15 protein-coding genes are annotated in these 14,109 nt (G+C 62.1%); 14 read left to right on the top strand and 1 reads right to left on the bottom strand.

The genetic code is table 11. From position 1 onward, the window contains the following. The first annotated feature begins 9 nt into the window (after positions 1–9). From BLW55_RS19330 to BLW55_RS19290, 9 genes are all read left to right on the top strand, one after another. Positions 10–336 (top strand): hypothetical protein, encoded by a 327-nt coding sequence (locus BLW55_RS19330; protein WP_007010759.1) that lies wholly within the window; start codon positions 10–12, stop codon positions 334–336. 171 nt (positions 337–507) lie between these two features. After that, on the top strand, positions 508–993 hold the full coding sequence (locus tag BLW55_RS19325; protein ID WP_007010760.1) for a TRAP transporter small permease subunit: 486 nt from the start codon (positions 508–510) through the stop codon (positions 991–993). Then, positions 990–2,540 carry a TRAP transporter large permease gene (locus BLW55_RS19320; protein WP_090330082.1) on the top strand — a complete coding sequence of 517 codons (1,551 nt, stop codon included), beginning with the start codon at positions 990–992 and terminating at the stop codon, positions 2,538–2,540. Before BLW55_RS19325 ends, BLW55_RS19320 begins: the two co-directional genes overlap by 4 nt. A gap of 24 nt (positions 2,541–2,564) precedes the next feature. Beyond that, a complete protein-coding gene (locus tag BLW55_RS19315) occupies positions 2,565–3,623 on the top strand; it encodes a TRAP transporter substrate-binding protein (protein ID WP_090330081.1) in 1,059 nt (352 codons plus the stop codon). Between the two features lie 102 nt (positions 3,624–3,725). Continuing rightward, positions 3,726–4,127, top strand: a complete 402-nt coding sequence (locus BLW55_RS19310; protein ID WP_143038471.1) for a hypothetical protein — start codon at positions 3,726–3,728, stop codon at positions 4,125–4,127. Between the two features lie 65 nt (positions 4,128–4,192). After that, on the top strand, positions 4,193–4,687 hold the full coding sequence (locus tag BLW55_RS19305; protein WP_090330079.1) for a copper chaperone PCu(A)C: 495 nt from the start codon (positions 4,193–4,195) through the stop codon (positions 4,685–4,687). After that, positions 4,687–5,292: an SCO family protein gene (locus BLW55_RS19300; protein ID WP_090330078.1), complete on the top strand. Its 606-nt coding sequence runs from the start codon at positions 4,687–4,689 to the stop codon at positions 5,290–5,292. Before BLW55_RS19305 ends, BLW55_RS19300 begins: the two co-directional genes overlap by 1 nt. Before the next feature lie 9 nt (positions 5,293–5,301). Then, complete coding sequence (locus tag BLW55_RS19295) at positions 5,302–6,729, top strand: PepSY-associated TM helix domain-containing protein (protein WP_090330077.1); 1,428 nt, start codon at positions 5,302–5,304, stop codon at positions 6,727–6,729. A 90-nt stretch (positions 6,730–6,819) separates the two neighbouring features. Then, a complete protein-coding gene (locus BLW55_RS19290; RefSeq protein ID WP_007010766.1) occupies positions 6,820–7,194 on the top strand; it encodes a hypothetical protein in 375 nt (124 codons plus the stop codon). A 14-nt stretch (positions 7,195–7,208) separates the two neighbouring features. Here BLW55_RS19290 and BLW55_RS19285 read toward each other — a convergent pair whose 3' ends face one another. After that, on the bottom strand, positions 7,209–8,219 hold the full coding sequence (locus tag BLW55_RS19285; RefSeq protein ID WP_090330076.1) for a sugar-binding transcriptional regulator: 1,011 nt from the start codon (positions 8,217–8,219) through the stop codon (positions 7,209–7,211). A 209-nt stretch (positions 8,220–8,428) separates the two neighbouring features. On the opposite strand from BLW55_RS19285, the gene BLW55_RS19280 reads away from it, so the two are divergent. The 5 genes from BLW55_RS19280 to BLW55_RS19260 are packed head-to-tail and all read left to right on the top strand — an operon-like array spanning position 8,429 to position 14,109. Continuing rightward, positions 8,429–9,409, top strand: a complete 981-nt coding sequence (locus BLW55_RS19280; RefSeq protein ID WP_090330075.1) for an ABC transporter substrate-binding protein — start codon at positions 8,429–8,431, stop codon at positions 9,407–9,409. A 12-nt stretch (positions 9,410–9,421) separates the two neighbouring features. Continuing rightward, on the top strand, positions 9,422–11,125 hold the full coding sequence (locus BLW55_RS19275; protein WP_007010769.1) for an ABC transporter permease: 1,704 nt from the start codon (positions 9,422–9,424) through the stop codon (positions 11,123–11,125). Continuing rightward, a complete protein-coding gene (locus tag BLW55_RS19270; RefSeq protein WP_007010770.1) occupies positions 11,113–12,192 on the top strand; it encodes an ABC transporter ATP-binding protein in 1,080 nt (359 codons plus the stop codon). Before BLW55_RS19275 ends, BLW55_RS19270 begins: the two co-directional genes overlap by 13 nt. Beyond that, positions 12,192–13,379, top strand: a complete 1,188-nt coding sequence (locus tag BLW55_RS19265) for an MBL fold metallo-hydrolase (RefSeq protein WP_036539389.1) — start codon at positions 12,192–12,194, stop codon at positions 13,377–13,379. Before BLW55_RS19270 ends, BLW55_RS19265 begins: the two co-directional genes overlap by 1 nt. Then, positions 13,357–14,109, top strand: coding sequence for a 5'/3'-nucleotidase SurE (locus BLW55_RS19260; RefSeq protein WP_007010772.1), 753 nt, complete (start codon positions 13,357–13,359; stop codon positions 14,107–14,109). Before BLW55_RS19265 ends, BLW55_RS19260 begins: the two co-directional genes overlap by 23 nt.

The raw sequence follows: 14,109 nt of genomic DNA, 5'->3' as shown, positions 1-14,109 counted from the left end.
ACCTGGATCATGTTTGATACGTTTTTGAAGGATCTGAACGAGCAGGGCGGAAGCGTTCGCGCCTATGAAGGCTGCGCGGTCAAGGCCCATGCCCGCATCACCAGCGAGCCGGAAAACGCCGCTGCCCTTCTGCTCATCGCCTATGCCGCCCAGCGCTTTGTAGAGGCCTATGACGATCAGCCGCTCACCATGACGGCGGCGGACGAAGAGCTGGAGCTCTTCACCGAGATCGTCAACACGCTCGATGCCGCCTACAGGGATGGAGCCGAGGACGCAAAGCTTGCGGCCCTCAACAAGGCTTCGGCGCGACTGGCCGCCACGATCAAAGCCGGATAACAGGCTTCAAACCACTGGCATGTCACGCGCTCGCCGGATATCTCCGGCGAGCGATTTCGTTGCGCGCCGGTTTCGACCAAATAGCCGTTTCCTTTCCTCCACGCATGCGATAGCGTCGCGCCCGAATTCGCATGGGAGCCGGGTTTGCATCTGTATTTGAGGTTTTGCGCCGTGCTGGATCGGCTGGCGACGGCGTTTTGTGTCATTGCCTGCCTGGCCCTGACGGCCAGCGTGCTTGCCATCGTGGTGATGCGATATGGTTTTGGCATCGGCTTCATCGAGCTGCAGGATTTCGCTTCCTACACATTTGCCGTGCTTCTGATCTTCTCCGTGCCGGTCTGTCTTCGCAGGGGCGGGCATGTGCGCGTTGAGGTTCTTTCTGAGAATCTTTCACCCACCTACGCGCGTATCGCGGATGCGGTTGCGGTGCTCCTGTTTCTCATACCGGTGTTCGGGCTGATCATCTGGGCCGACTGGGCGGACCTTGCCTACTCCTGGTCCATCCGCGAGGCTTCGGTTGAAACGGGCGGGCTTCCGGGGCTGTTCATCGTCAAGACGGCCCTGCCGCTCGGGGCTGCGATGATGATCCTGCAGGGTATTGCGATGGTGCTCGCGCCGGACGCACAACGCACCGCCGAAGACGAGCCGGCCCTATGACCCTTTCCGAACTCTTTTTGTGCCTGATGCTGGTCGGGCTCTTCGCCGGCATTCTGAGTGGCATTCCGGCCATGCTCGCCATTGCCGGTGTGCCCTTCGTCGTCGCGGTCATTGCCAGCCTCTTCGGCGCGTTCGATCTGTCTTTTCTCGATTTCTTTCCAAGCCGCGTCTGGGGCGTGATGAGCAACACGCTTTTGATGTCGGTGCCGCTCTTCATTCTGATGGGGGTGGTGCTGGAGCGGTCGCAGCTTGCCGAGCGCATGCTGGAAGTGCTGCGTGAAATGCTTGGCGCATCGCCACGCGGCCTTGCCCTTTCCGTGTTGCTCTTCAGCGCGCTCATTGCGGCGTCCACCGGCATTGTCGGCGCGACTGTCGTCATGCTCGGCCTCGTCAGCCTGCCGGCCATGCTGCAGGCGGGTGTTTCGCCGCGCGTGTCGAGCGGCATCATCTGTGCCAGCGGCACGCTGGGCCAGATCATTCCGCCTTCCATCCTGCTCGTGCTTCTGGGCGACCAGATCGGCAACACCTATCTGGAGGCGCAGCAGAAGGCCGGAAACTTCGCGCCTGATGCCGTTTCCGTGGGTGATCTGTTTGCCGGCGCACTTCTGCCGGGTCTGCTGCTCGTCGGCCTCTATGGTATCTATATCCTGTTTACTCTGCGCGGCGCGCACGCGGCCATTGACGATACCGGACGCAAGCGGGTTCCGCTGAGCCGTATTCTGGGCGTCTTCCTGCCGCCGCTCCTGCTAATTCTGGCAGTGCTGGGGTCCATTCTCGGCGGTGTTGCGACCACAACGGAGGCGGCGGGACTGGGTGCCGTGGGCACGATCCTGCTGGCCGGTTACACGCGTGGCGGTGTTGGCCGGGCGGGGCGGGGCGTCATCCTCTCTGCCGTTGTCGCGGGCGGCGTGCTGGTGCTCCTGCGCGCTTTCGGGTTTGTACCGCCATCCGGGCTAGGCACTCCGGCCGGCTTCGTTGCGCTCCTTGCTGCCGCGCTGATCGCCGCAGGCGTCGTTTTCTCTGGCTGGCGGCTGATGCGTACGGATGTTCTCGTTCCCGCCGTCATCGATACGCTGCGCATCTCCGGCATGGTGTTCGGCATCGTCATCGCCGCCTCCATGCTGTCTCTGGTGTTTCGCGGTTTTGGCGGCGATGAGCTGGTGGCCGGTTTTCTGGAGCAGGTGCCGGGCGGCAAGTGGGGCGCGCTCGCGCTCGTCATGGTGGTGGTTTTCTTCCTTGGCTTCATTTTGGAAGCCGTGGAGATCATCTACATCGTCGTGCCGCTGCTCGGCGCGCCCATTCTGGCAACGGATTTTTCGCCCGTCTGGTTTGCCGTCCTGCTCGCCATGAACCTGCAGACCTCGTTTCTGACGCCCCCCTTTGGCTTTGCACTTTTCTATTACCGCTCGGTTGCGCCGCGCAGCATCACGACGATGGAGATTTACCGCTCGGTGATCCCGTTCGTGGCCATACAGCTTGTCGCTCTGGCGCTTCTCATCACATTCCCGGCTGTGGTTACATGGCTGCCGGACATGCTCTTCAGATAGTTGTTGTTCAGGAGGAAACCCGACATGAAACGCAGAACATTCCTTACGGCTGGGGCTGGTGCCACGGCTGCGGCGCTCGCCACCCCGGCCATTGCGCAGGGCAAGATCGAGTGGAACCTGCCCACCAGCTTTCCCAAGAATGCGCCGGGCGTGGGCACGAATGTCACCGGCTTTGCCGAGAAGGTGGCTGCCATGTCCGATGGCCGCCTGACCTTCAAGGTTTTCGGTGGTGGCGAGCTGGTTCCGCCCTTCGGTGTTGAAGATGCCGTGCAGCAGGGCAAGGCCCCTGTCGGGCACAACCCGCCCTATTATGCCGCCGGCAAGAACCCGTCGCTGCACTGGTTCACCGCGGTGCCCTTCGGCATGACGGCAGCCGAGCATTATGCATGGCTGCGCTATGGCGGCGGTCAGGAGCTGTGGGACGACATTTACGCCCAGCGCAACCTGAAGCCGCTCTATTCCGGCAATTCCAACACGCAGAGCGCCGGCTGGTTCAAATCCGAGATCAATTCGCTGGACGACCTCAAGGGTCTCAACATGCGCATTGCCGGTCTCGGTGGCGAGATGTACCGCAAGCTCGGCGTCAACGCCGTTTTGATGCCCCCGCCGGAGATTTTCCAGGCGCTCCAGTCCGGTGCGCTCGATGCTGCCGAATGGGTCGGCCCGTTCCTCGACCAGGCGTTCGGCCTGCAGAAGATCACCAAGAACTGCTACCTGCCGGCCTACAACGAGCCGAGCGCGGCACTCGCCATCGTCTTCAACAAGGACGCATGGGCCGAGCTTTCGCCAGACCTTCAGGCGATCTGTGAGGCGGCGGCCCTCGCGGCCAGCCAGGAGGCGCTGGCCCAGTTCGACTACCACAACGCCCGCGCCATGGCCGCGCTCGAAGCCGAGGGCGTCATCTTCCGCGATGTCCCGGACGATGTGGCCGAAGGCCTCAAGAGCGCGTGGGAAGAGGTTCGTGATGAACTGACCGCCCAGAGCGAGGACGTTGCCCGCGTGCGCGAGAGCTACGACACCTTCCTGGCCGAAAGCGTGAAATATGCCAACGCCATGAACATGCCGCTTCTCAAGCGGCGCTAAGAGAAGCAGCTTTTGCAGTGGGCGCGCGTTTTCGCCCACTGCAATCCAGAGTGCAGCATTCGTCGCAGTGACACGTCTGCCGAAATGTGTCACGAAGCTTCCATGAAACTCATGCGTGACATGCTGAAGGATCGCCTTGCGACTGGCCTGATTGCCGGTCTTCTGGCCTATTTCCTCATCATGCAGGGTTTTGCCGCCGCCTTCGCCCAAGGGACGATGGCAGGTACTGGCGGCATTCCCGGTTTCATCATCTGCACGCCGAGCGGCATTGGCCTTGCCGAAAGCGATGATCCTGCGCCGGCGCGCAGCGCGCATGACTGCTGCACCACGCTCTGCCAGACAGGCTGTGCCGTATCGCCGGCCCTGCCGGGTGAACATGCGGGGCTAGACTGTGCCTCCCGTGATGCTTTCTCCATTGCGCGCCTGCCCGGTGCGCTAGTTCTTCATCCTGTTGCGCTTGGCTTTCTTGCAGAGGCGCGCGCGCCACCGGTTTTCTCCATCTGACGCATTGAATCATGAAAACGTCCACGGGTGACCGTGGCCGGTATCTGCGCTTATGGAGACAAGACATGCGCATTTTGACCCGTACCCTAACGGCTGCAATGCTGTTCATTGCCGCCCCCGCATTCGCTGGCGATTACACGCTCGGCAAACTGGAGCTCGACCAGCCCTGGACCCGTGCGACACCGCCCGGTGCCAAAGCCGCGGGCGGCTTCGTTACCATCGTCAATGGTGGCGAAGAAGACGACCGTCTGGTCAGCGCCGAGGCCGCTTTTGCGGGCCGCGTGGAACTGCACACGATGGACATGACCGATGGTGTCATGAAGATGCGTCATCTGCCTGATGGCATCCCGGTGCCGGCGGGCGAGACGGTCAATCTCGCACCGGGCGGCCTGCATGTGATGTTCATGGAACTGAAGAAGCCGATTGCCGAGGGAGCGCCGGTTTCCGTCACGCTCACCTTCGAGAAGGCGGGCTCAATCGAGGTGGAGATGTCTGTGGCGAAACCGGGCGCACCTGCCCCTGAAGGCCACAGCCACATGCACAGCGAGAGCAAGAGCTGATGTCTCGCCGCTCGCTTTCAATCCTGGCCGGCGCGGTTCTCGCGCTGGTCCTTGCCATCGTGGCTGTGGCGACGATGAACATCACCCCCGGCGGCAGGGCCGGCGGGGGAACCGGCACCGCCGATATAGGCGGTGCGTTCACGCTCACTGGAGAGGGCGGAGAGACCGTCACCGAGGCTGATTTCCTTGGCAAGCCGACGGCGATTTTCTTCGGTTTTACCTTCTGCCCGGATGTTTGCCCGACCACGCTTTTTGAGCTGTCAGGCCTGATCGAGGCGTTGGGCTCCGACGCAGATAAGCTGAATTATGCGTTCGTTTCGGTCGATTGGGAAAGGGACGGACCCGAGGACCTTGCCCGCTACACATCAAGCTTCGACGATCGGATCAGGGGGTTGGCTGGAACCGAGGAGCAGATCGAGGCGATCACCAAAGCCTATCGGGTCTATTACAAAAAAGTCCCGACGGAGGATGGGGACTACACGATCGATCACTCTGCGTCGGTCTATCTGATGGATGCCGAAGGCGGCTTCGTGGGCACACTGTCCTATGGCGAGACGCACGATTCCATGCTGGAAAAGCTGAAGCGTCTGGCAACGCAGAGCTGAGGGGGGATTATGAGCAATACCGATACACAGGCGCTTCCCGGCCTGCCGACGCACGAGGCGACCGGCAAGACGCTGACGCGCAAACTCTATCTGGCGGCATGGCGCTGGCATTTCTATGCCGGTCTCTACGTGGCGCCTTTCCTGGCGATGCTCGCCATTACCGGGCTGATCATGCTCTGGGTGAGTGCCATAGACGGTCGGGACGGCGAAAAGATTGCTGTGACGCCACAGGGTGAACAAACCAGCATTCTTGCACAGGCCTCCGCCGCGCAGACAGCGCTGCACGAAGGCCATGTGGTCGAATATATCGCGCCGACCGCTGCCGACCGCTCCGCCGTTTTCCGCGTGAACAGCGGGGGTGAGGCGAAGATGGTTGCTGTCGATCCCTACACGTCCGAGGTGCTTCAAATCTGGAGCCGTCAGGCCGGCTGGTACGACTTTGCGTCAGACATTCACGGAACGCTGCTGATCGGCGATCTGGGTGACCGGTTGATCGAAATAGCCGCCGGTTTCGGCATCGTCCTGATCGTGACCGGGCTTTATCTGTGGTGGCCGCGTGACGGGCAAGGGCTTGGCAAGGCGCTTCGCCCCGATCTCGGTGCGCGGGGCCGCTCGTTCTGGAAGTCGCTGCACAAGACCACCGGGCTCTACGTCGCGGTGCTTCTCGTTGTGTTTCTCCTCAGTGGGCTTTCATGGGCCGGCGTCTGGGGAGAAAAATTCGTCCAGGCATGGAGCACCTTTCCGGCGGAGAAATGGGACAATGTGCCTCTTTCCGACAAGACGCATGCCTCGCTCAATCATGGAGCGATCAAGGATGTGCCCTGGGCGCTGGAGCAGACGCCGCTTCCTGCGTCGGGATCTGATGCAGGCCGTGCCGGACTGCCGGCTCCCGGTCCGTTCAATCTTGATGAGATCGTCGCGTTCGGGCGCAGCCTTGGCTATGAGGGGCGCTTCCGCGTCGCCACGCCGCGCGGTGATACGGGCGTGTGGACGCTTGCTCAGGATTCCATGAGCAACGATTCCACCGACCCCGCGTCCGACAGGACGGTGCATATCGACCAGTACACCGGCAATGTTCTCGCTGATGTGGGCTTCGCCGACTATTCGCCGGCAGGCAAGGCGATGGCAGTCGGTATCGCTTTCCACGAAGGCGACATGGGGCTGTGGAACCTTGTGCTGAACACGGTTTTCTGCCTGTCCGTTATCTTCCTGTCGGTCAGCGGCCTCGTCATGTGGTGGATGCGCCGGCCCTCGCGCGCGCTGCGGCTCGCCGCTCCACCGCTACCGGCCAACCTTCCCCTGTGGAAAGGGGCGGTGGCCGTGATGCTTCTGGTGTCGCTGCTGTTTCCATTGGTGGGCATCACGCTGCTGGCGCTTCTTGCGTTTGATGTGCTGGTGATCCAGCGTGTTAAACCTCTTGCACGCCTTCTTGCCTAACGCGTTGTTTGAAAGTGGTATCGCCGGGCGGCGCTTTCCGATTGAGCGCCGCCCGCTCTCGTCCTATGATCGCCGCGAATGGAGAGTGCGATGCAAAGCGAAAAGCCCCCGAGAGTTTCGTCTCTGATCAACAAGGTTCTGGCCAACGCGCCGCAGCCGAACGATATCCGCCTTCTGGCGCAGCGCCTGCATGACCACGCGCTCGAGCCGCGCTCGACGCCGGAGGAGACGCAGGCGCTTGTCACGGACCTGGGTTACAGGAACATCGCGGCATTTTGCGAGGCGGCCGGTCTTCCAAGCCATCTGGCGGATCGCTGGCAGCGCTTTGGTATTTCCGGTGAGATGCGGCAGGTGCTTCTGCTGCTGGCGGCCCAGCGCCGCGCAATGGTTGAGGCGGTGCGCGAGTTCGAAACCATTACCCATGTCGGTCTCGATGATTTCATGCGTGAGCGCGGCCTGATCTGATCGCCTGCCGGCTTTCAGAGCCGGTCTTCATCTGCCTTTTCAAGCAGCATCCTTGCAGTAGCGGCATCCGTGATGAGTGCCGCTGCAGACACCGTGCGCAGGGCCGCCAGGATTGCGGAAACCTTCTGTTCGCCGCCGGCAGCGAGAATGACATGCGGAATGCGCGCCACGACATCGAGATCGATGGCCATGATCCGCTGGTTCACCTCATGATCGACCATCTGTCCCGCCGCATCCACGAAATAGCAAAGAATGTTGGCCACCGCGCCCCTGTCGCGCAGCGGTTCGATCAGCGCTTTCGGCACGATGCCGTGACGGAAGATCGTCGCGTCGGGTGAGATCGCGCCCACGGTCAGGAGCGCCATATCCGCCCTGGCGGCGCGCTCGCGCACGTCACGCAGGGAAGGCTGTTCCCACAGGCGCTCGCGCAGGTCTGGATCATCCACCACCACCGGCGCGCTGATCTGGTAGCTGTCCACTTTGAAGCGCTCCGCCACCTTTGTGGCGACAATGGAGGGATTGACCCATTTGGAATGTGGCAGGCTGCCCACGAGACCGATCACGGTCGAGCCGGTCAATTCGCGCTGCGCCATGAAGCTCAGGCTCGAATGCAATGTCGCGCCGCCGCCGATCGCCAGCGTCATGCCGGGCTTCATCTGCTCTTCGAGATAGCGCGCCACGGCATGCCCGATTGCCCGCTCGAGATTGTCTTCTTCCTCCGGGGCGGGCACCACGATGGCGCTTTTCAGGCCCCAGCGCTTTTCCAGCTTGCGCTCCAGCGCCACCTGCTCGGCCGTATCGGCGTTGATCGTGGTCACCACCATATGGCTCTCTGCACTGGCCGCGAGCGCCCGCATCACCTTCATCCGGCTCACATTGAGCAGGCTGGCGATCTTTTCCTGCGTCAGGCCTTCCACATGATAAAGCCAGGCCATCTTCACATTGATGTCGGCGGAAGACAGCGTCGGCTCGTCTGCCGGTTTTTTTTTGCTTTTTCGCGGCACGGCGGTGATTCCCTCTCTCATCGCGCAATGGTTTTAGCACAATGCGACTCTGCCCGCGGTTCATTTGGCCGGCAAATATGCGAAATTTTATTGCGTTCTTTTGTTATTGACGAAAAACATATGTTCATATTCAATGTCCGAGCGCTTTTGTTACAAGCCTGTCATATTGCGCATGCAGGGGAGGAGCTCCGGTGCGAGATGCCCGGAGATGCAAACAGAGGAGTTATCCCATGGGACGCCAGTCCACGATTCGTTCGGTTGCCTTTGCAGCCGCACTGCTCACATCCACCGCCGCTTTCGCCGACAACCTCGTGCTCTACACGTCGCAGCCCGACGCTGACGCCGCCGAGACGGTTGACGCCTTCAAGGCCGCCAATCCGGGCGTCGAAGTCGAGATCTTCCGCTCCGGCACCAGCGACCTGATGACCAAGCTCGCCGCAGAGTTTGCCGCCGGCAGCCCGCAGCCGGACGTGCTTCTGATCGCCGATGCAGTCAGCATGGAGACGCTCAAGAAGGACGGCCACCTGATGGCCTATCCGGAAGCCAATGTGGAAGGCTTCGAGGAAGCCGCCTATGACGCCGAGAAGACCTATTTCGGCTCCAAGCTCATCACCACCGGCATTGCCTACAACACGGCAGCGGCCGAAAAGCCGGAGCATTGGTCCGATCTGACGGGCGAGGCCTACAAGGACCTCACCATCATGCCGAGCCCGCTCTATTCGGGTGCTGCAGCCTATCTCCTGTCCGCCTTCGTCAATCGCGACGATCTCGGCTGGGACTATTTTGAGAAGCTGAAGGAAAACGGCCACGTTGCCGTGCGCGGCAATGGCGCTGTTCTGAAGTCCGTCGCCAGCGGTGAGAAGGCCTATGGCATGCTCGTCGACTTCATGGCCATGAACGCCAAGAAGGACGGCTCGCCCATCGAGTTCGTGTTCCCCGAGGAAGGCGTGACTGCCGTCACCGAGCCGGTCGCCATCATGTCGACCGCAAAGAACCCGGACGTGGCCAAGAAGTTCGTTGACTTCATTCTCTCCGACGATGGTCAGAAGCTGGCGCTCAAGCAGGGCTACCTGCCGGCGAAGCCTTCTGTCGGTTCGCCCGACTGGCTGCCCGAGGGCACCAAGATCAACGTCATGAGCGTTGACGTGAAGAAGGTTGTCGACGAGATCACCGGCAACAAGGAAAAATTCTCCTCCATGTTCGGCGGCTAAGGAAAAACCTTAATGACCGCAATTCGTAAGGAACGTCAGGGCCAGGATATGGCCCTGACAGCGGGGATCGTCGCGCTTATCGTCATCTTTTCGCTGCTGCCCATGGCGCGGCTTTTGCAGGAAGTCATCCTGCCCGGCGGTCAGTTCTCGCTTGATGTCATTCGCAATGGTCTGATCGACGACACGACCTGGCGCGCCACCTGGAACACGCTGGTGGTTGGCCTGGGCGGAACGATTTTCGCCCTGGTGCTCGGTGTGGCTGTTGCCATTCTCGTTTCGCTGTCGGATGTGCGCCAGCGTCAGGCTTTCGTCCTGTGCTTCGTCACACCGCTCATGATTGCGCCGCAGGTGACCGCGCTCGCCTGGCTGCAGCTTTTCGGCCCCTCCAGCCCGCTTCTGAACATGCTGGGCATGGCGCCGCCGCTTGGCACGCGCAATCCGCTCTATTCGCCGGAAGGCATCGTCTTCCTGCTCGGCATCCAGTATGCGCCGCTCGTCTTTCTGATCGTGCGCGCCGGCATGCGCAAGCTGCCGCGTGAGCTGGTCGAGGCCGCGCAGTCCAGCGGTGCTGGCTGGGTTCGCGTGCTTGGCACCATCATCCTGCCGCTCATGACTCCTTCCATTGTCGGCGCCGCAGCACTCACTTTCGTTTCCTGCGTCGGCAATTTCGGCATTCCCGCCTTTCTGGGTATCCCGGCAAACTATCTTGTCCTGCCGACGCTCATCTATCAGCGTCTGGCCGGTGGCGGACCGGATGTTCTCTCCGATGTCGCATTCCTCTCGGTGCTCATCGGCGTTATCGCCATGGTCGGCATCGTGATGCAGGACCGCATTGCGAGCCGGCGCGATTTCCGCATCACCTCCACCTCGCTGCCTGCCGCGCCATACCAGCTCGGTGTCTGGCGTGTGCCGGTGGAACTCGGCATGTGGGCGCTGATCGCGCTCATTCTCGTGCTGCCGCTGGTGGGACTCATCCTCACATCGCTGGTGCGGGGCTATGGCGTGACACTGACGGCTGAAACGGCCACGCTGGAGAACTACTATTTCGTGATCTTCCAGCATGCGGCGGCAAGCCGTGCCTTTCTCAACAGTCTGTATCTCTCGGCAGGGGCGTCCATCTTCGCCGTCTTCGTCGCGATCCCGCTCGGCTATGTGATTGCCTGGGGCAACAAACGCTGGATCAAGGCACTCAACCTTGCCATTGAGCTGCCCTATGCGCTGCCGGGCGTGGTGCTCGCCATCGCCTCGCTGCTCCTGTTCCTTAAGCCCATGCCGATCACAGGCATCCAGATCTACAACACGGTCTGGATCATCCTCTACGCCTACCTCGCGCGCTTCCTGATCCTGGCGGTCAGGCCGACGATCACGGGCTATTTTCAGCTCGACCGGGCGCTTGAGGAGGCTGCACAGGTAGCCGGCGCAGGACTGTTCACGCGCATGCGCACCATCATTTTCCCGCTCATCGCTCCGGCGGCCATTGCCGGCGGCCTGCTGATCTTCATGACAGCGCTGTGCGAGCTGACGGTGTCGGCACTTCTGTGGTCCTCCGGCTCGGAGACCATCGGCGTTGTCATCTTCTCTTTCGAACAGGGCGGGGATTCCAAGTATGCGGCGGCGGTTTCCGCCATCATGGTCGCAACCACCTTCCTTCTGATGCTGCTCGCCAGCCTCTTTGCAAACAAACTACCGGACGGAGTTCTTCCATGGCGGGACTGAGCATTAAGAACGTCACCAAGACTTTTGGCGAGGCGAAGGCCCTCGACAATGTCTCCATCGATGTCGCGGATGGCGAGTTCCTTGCTGTCCTCGGTCCCTCGGGCTGCGGCAAGACCACGCTCCTGCGCATGATCGCCGGTTTCGAGACCGTGACCGGCGGTAACATCCATATCGGCGATCGTGAGGTCTCGTCGGCCGAGGCGAACGTCCCGCCGGAAAAGCGCCGCGTGGGCATCGTCTTCCAGAATTACGCGCTCTGGCCGCACATGAGCGTGTCCGAGAACATCGGTTATGCGCTCAAGGTGGCGCGCGTCCCCCGGGCGGAGCGCGAGGAGCGGGTGAAGAATGCGCTGGCGCTCGTCAACATGGAACAGTATGGCGACCGCCGCCCGGCAAACCTGTCCGGCGGTCAGCGGCAGCGCGTGGCGCTGGCGCGCTGTCTCGTGGCCGAGCCACGGCTGGTGCTGTTCGATGAACCGCTGGCCAATCTCGATGTGCATCTGCGCGCCTCGATGGAGGACGAGTTCGCCGACTTCCACAAGCGCACGGGCACGACCATTCTCTACATCACCCACGACCAGGCCGAGGCCATGGCGCTGGCAGACCGCATCGCGGTCATGGATCATGGCCGTCTGATGCAGCTTGCCACGCCGCGCGAGCTTTATCATGAGCCGGCAAATGAGATGGTCGCCTCCTTTATCTCGCAGGGCATGGTGCTGCCGGCGAATGTCGAAACGGCGGAAGCCGACGGACAGTGCCGCGTCACCGTGCTTGGCCAGGAGCTGGTGGTGCGTTGTCGAAAGGGCGAGAAGCCGCGCAAGGATGCGCGCATTTGTTGCCGCGCATCGCAGATCCAGTCGGTCGGCACCAGCCAGCCCGGTTTCGAAGGCACCATCACACGGGCGGTGTATCGCGGCGGTTCGGCGCGCATCGAGTTCGAGCCCGAGGCGGCGCCCCATCTCGGCCTGCATTTTGATCAGCCCGATCCGGTGTCTTTCGCGGCGGGAGAGCGCGCCAGGCTTGCCATCACATCGGGTTGGCTGATCCCGGCTGATGGGGCCGCCTGATGTTGCAGGTCGATCTTCAGGGCGGGTTCGGTGAGAAAGGGCGCACCAGCGTCGCCGTCAGCGACGGCAACACATGCATCATGCTCGATGCCGGCATAAAGGTGGGGGCGACAGGGGACGAATACTACCCTGTGCTCGCCCGCCCGGTTGGCGAGATCGACGCGCTTTTCATCTCTCATGCCCATGAAGATCACATCGGCGCGCTCTGCCATTTGCTGCGGCAGGGTTACGCCGGGCCCATTTACATGACCGAGGAAACACATTCGGAGATGCCGGCGACGCTCGCGCAATATGCGGACGCCGCCGATCTGGCAGAGTTCCCGCCGCGTGCGCAGCAGATCCGGCTGTTTCGACCTGGCGAAACGGTGTCCGTCGGTGCACTGAATGTGTCGACCGGTGCCTCCGGCCATGTGGTTGGTGGCGTCTGGTTTTGTGTCGAGGGGGCGGGAAAGCGTGTGGTGTTTACCGCCGACATCGTCCCCGAGAGTGCTGTTTTTCCAATGCAGGCTTTGCCCGTCTGCGACCTTCTCGTTCTCGACACATCCTACGGTGCCGACCCTATTCCGGGGGCGGAGCGTGCGCGACAGATCGGAGAATGGGTCGCCGGATATGCCGATGGCTGTCTCCTTCCAACGCCGCTCTCCGGTCGCTCACTTGAGCTGATTGCGGCCATCGACGTGCCTTTTGCAATCGAGGCCGGCATGCGTTCAGCGCTGTCAGCGCAAATCCTGGCGCCGTCTGCCGTTCATCAGGATCGCGTGTCGATCCTTTCCGAGCGGTTGGAGGCCGCGCGCGACTGGAATGTAGGCGATCCGCTGCCGGACTGTCCGCTTCTGGTTCATGATGGCATGGGTGTCGCAGGGCCGTCGCGCCCGGCGCTTGCCGCTGCAGAGGCTGCGGGCTTTCCCATTCTCTTAAGCGGACATCTGCCGGCAGGCTCGCCCGGCGCGCGGCTTGTCGATGAGGGCAAGGCTGCCTGGATACGCATGCCAACACACCCAACACTGCCCGAGAACATCGCCCTGTGGGAGGCGGCTGGCCGCCCGCGACTTATCGGCCATTCCTGCGATGCTGCCGCGCTTGATGCGCTCTGTCAGCACATTCCCGCCCTTCTGACCGGTGCCCGCACCGGTGACACCTATCAGATTGATGAAGAGACGATACATGCGCATTCTGATTTCCAATGACGACGGCATCGAGGCTCCCGGCATTGCGCTGGCAGCTGAAGCGGCATCACTCCTGACGGACGATGTCTGGGTGGTCGCGCCGGACGGCAAACGCACCGCCGCCGGCCCGTCGCTAACGGTCGCCCGGCCGCTCACCATGCGCCGTCTCGGCGAGCGCCGCTTTTCCTGCTCGGGCACGCCGGCGGACTGTATCGTGACCTCCATGGGCTGGCTCTTCAACGATGGCAGGAAGCCCGATCTCGTTGTCGGCGGCGTCAATGACGGGCGCAATGTCGGCGAGGATCTTGCCTATTCCGGCACGCTTGGCATCGCCCGCGAAGCGACCTTCTGGGGCATTCCCGCGATCGGGTTCTCCCGCGTGAAGGAGGCGAATGTGCGTGAAGGAGACGCGGCATGGCTGGCTCGCTTCATCGAGCGCCTCTGGCAGACACGCAATGAGTGGTCTCTCGAAGGTCACTGGCTGAGCGTCAATCTTCCGGCAGATCTTCCGGCATCCGTCTCCCAGCCTTCGATCGGCCGGGATAAGATCGCCCGCAAGGTGGAGGTTCTGCGTGAGGACGGCGATGAGATCGAACTGGTTGTGCCGCGCGGTCGCGAGCATGCAAGCCGAAAGGGCGATGAGAACAGTCTCATCGCCGAGGGTTTCGCCACGGTGAACCGGCTCAACTGGTTCGGCGAAACCCAGCTTGCAGGCGCCTTCATGGAAGGGCTCAGATCGGCGACGAAATAG

The sequence above is a fragment of the Nitratireductor aquibiodomus genome (assembly GCF_900105565.1).
Classification (GTDB): Bacteria; Pseudomonadota; Alphaproteobacteria; order Rhizobiales; family Rhizobiaceae; genus Nitratireductor; species Nitratireductor aquibiodomus.
Note: the sequence above shows the minus strand (reverse complement) of the source record. Positions and strands in the feature narration are given on the sequence as shown.

Coding starts and splice junctions, on each gene's coding strand:
- BLW55_RS19330 (WP_007010759.1), top strand. CDS start 10: ATGTTTGATACGTTTTTGAAGGATCTGAACGAGCAGGGCGGAAGCGTT.
- BLW55_RS19320 (WP_090330082.1), top strand. CDS start 990: ATGACCCTTTCCGAACTCTTTTTGTGCCTGATGCTGGTCGGGCTCTTC.
- BLW55_RS19315 (WP_090330081.1), top strand. CDS start 2,565: ATGAAACGCAGAACATTCCTTACGGCTGGGGCTGGTGCCACGGCTGCG.
- BLW55_RS19310 (WP_143038471.1), top strand. CDS start 3,726: ATGAAACTCATGCGTGACATGCTGAAGGATCGCCTTGCGACTGGCCTG.
- BLW55_RS19305 (WP_090330079.1), top strand. CDS start 4,193: ATGCGCATTTTGACCCGTACCCTAACGGCTGCAATGCTGTTCATTGCC.
- BLW55_RS19300 (WP_090330078.1), top strand. CDS start 4,687: ATGTCTCGCCGCTCGCTTTCAATCCTGGCCGGCGCGGTTCTCGCGCTG.
- BLW55_RS19295 (WP_090330077.1), top strand. CDS start 5,302: ATGAGCAATACCGATACACAGGCGCTTCCCGGCCTGCCGACGCACGAG.
- BLW55_RS19290 (WP_007010766.1), top strand. CDS start 6,820: ATGCAAAGCGAAAAGCCCCCGAGAGTTTCGTCTCTGATCAACAAGGTT.
- BLW55_RS19285 (WP_090330076.1), bottom strand. CDS start 8,219: ATGAGAGAGGGAATCACCGCCGTGCCGCGAAAAAGCAAAAAAAAACCG.
- BLW55_RS19280 (WP_090330075.1), top strand. CDS start 8,429: ATGGGACGCCAGTCCACGATTCGTTCGGTTGCCTTTGCAGCCGCACTG.
- BLW55_RS19275 (WP_007010769.1), top strand. CDS start 9,422: ATGACCGCAATTCGTAAGGAACGTCAGGGCCAGGATATGGCCCTGACA.
- BLW55_RS19270 (WP_007010770.1), top strand. CDS start 11,113: ATGGCGGGACTGAGCATTAAGAACGTCACCAAGACTTTTGGCGAGGCG.
- BLW55_RS19265 (WP_036539389.1), top strand. CDS start 12,192: ATGTTGCAGGTCGATCTTCAGGGCGGGTTCGGTGAGAAAGGGCGCACC.
- BLW55_RS19260 (WP_007010772.1), top strand. CDS start 13,357: ATGCGCATTCTGATTTCCAATGACGACGGCATCGAGGCTCCCGGCATT.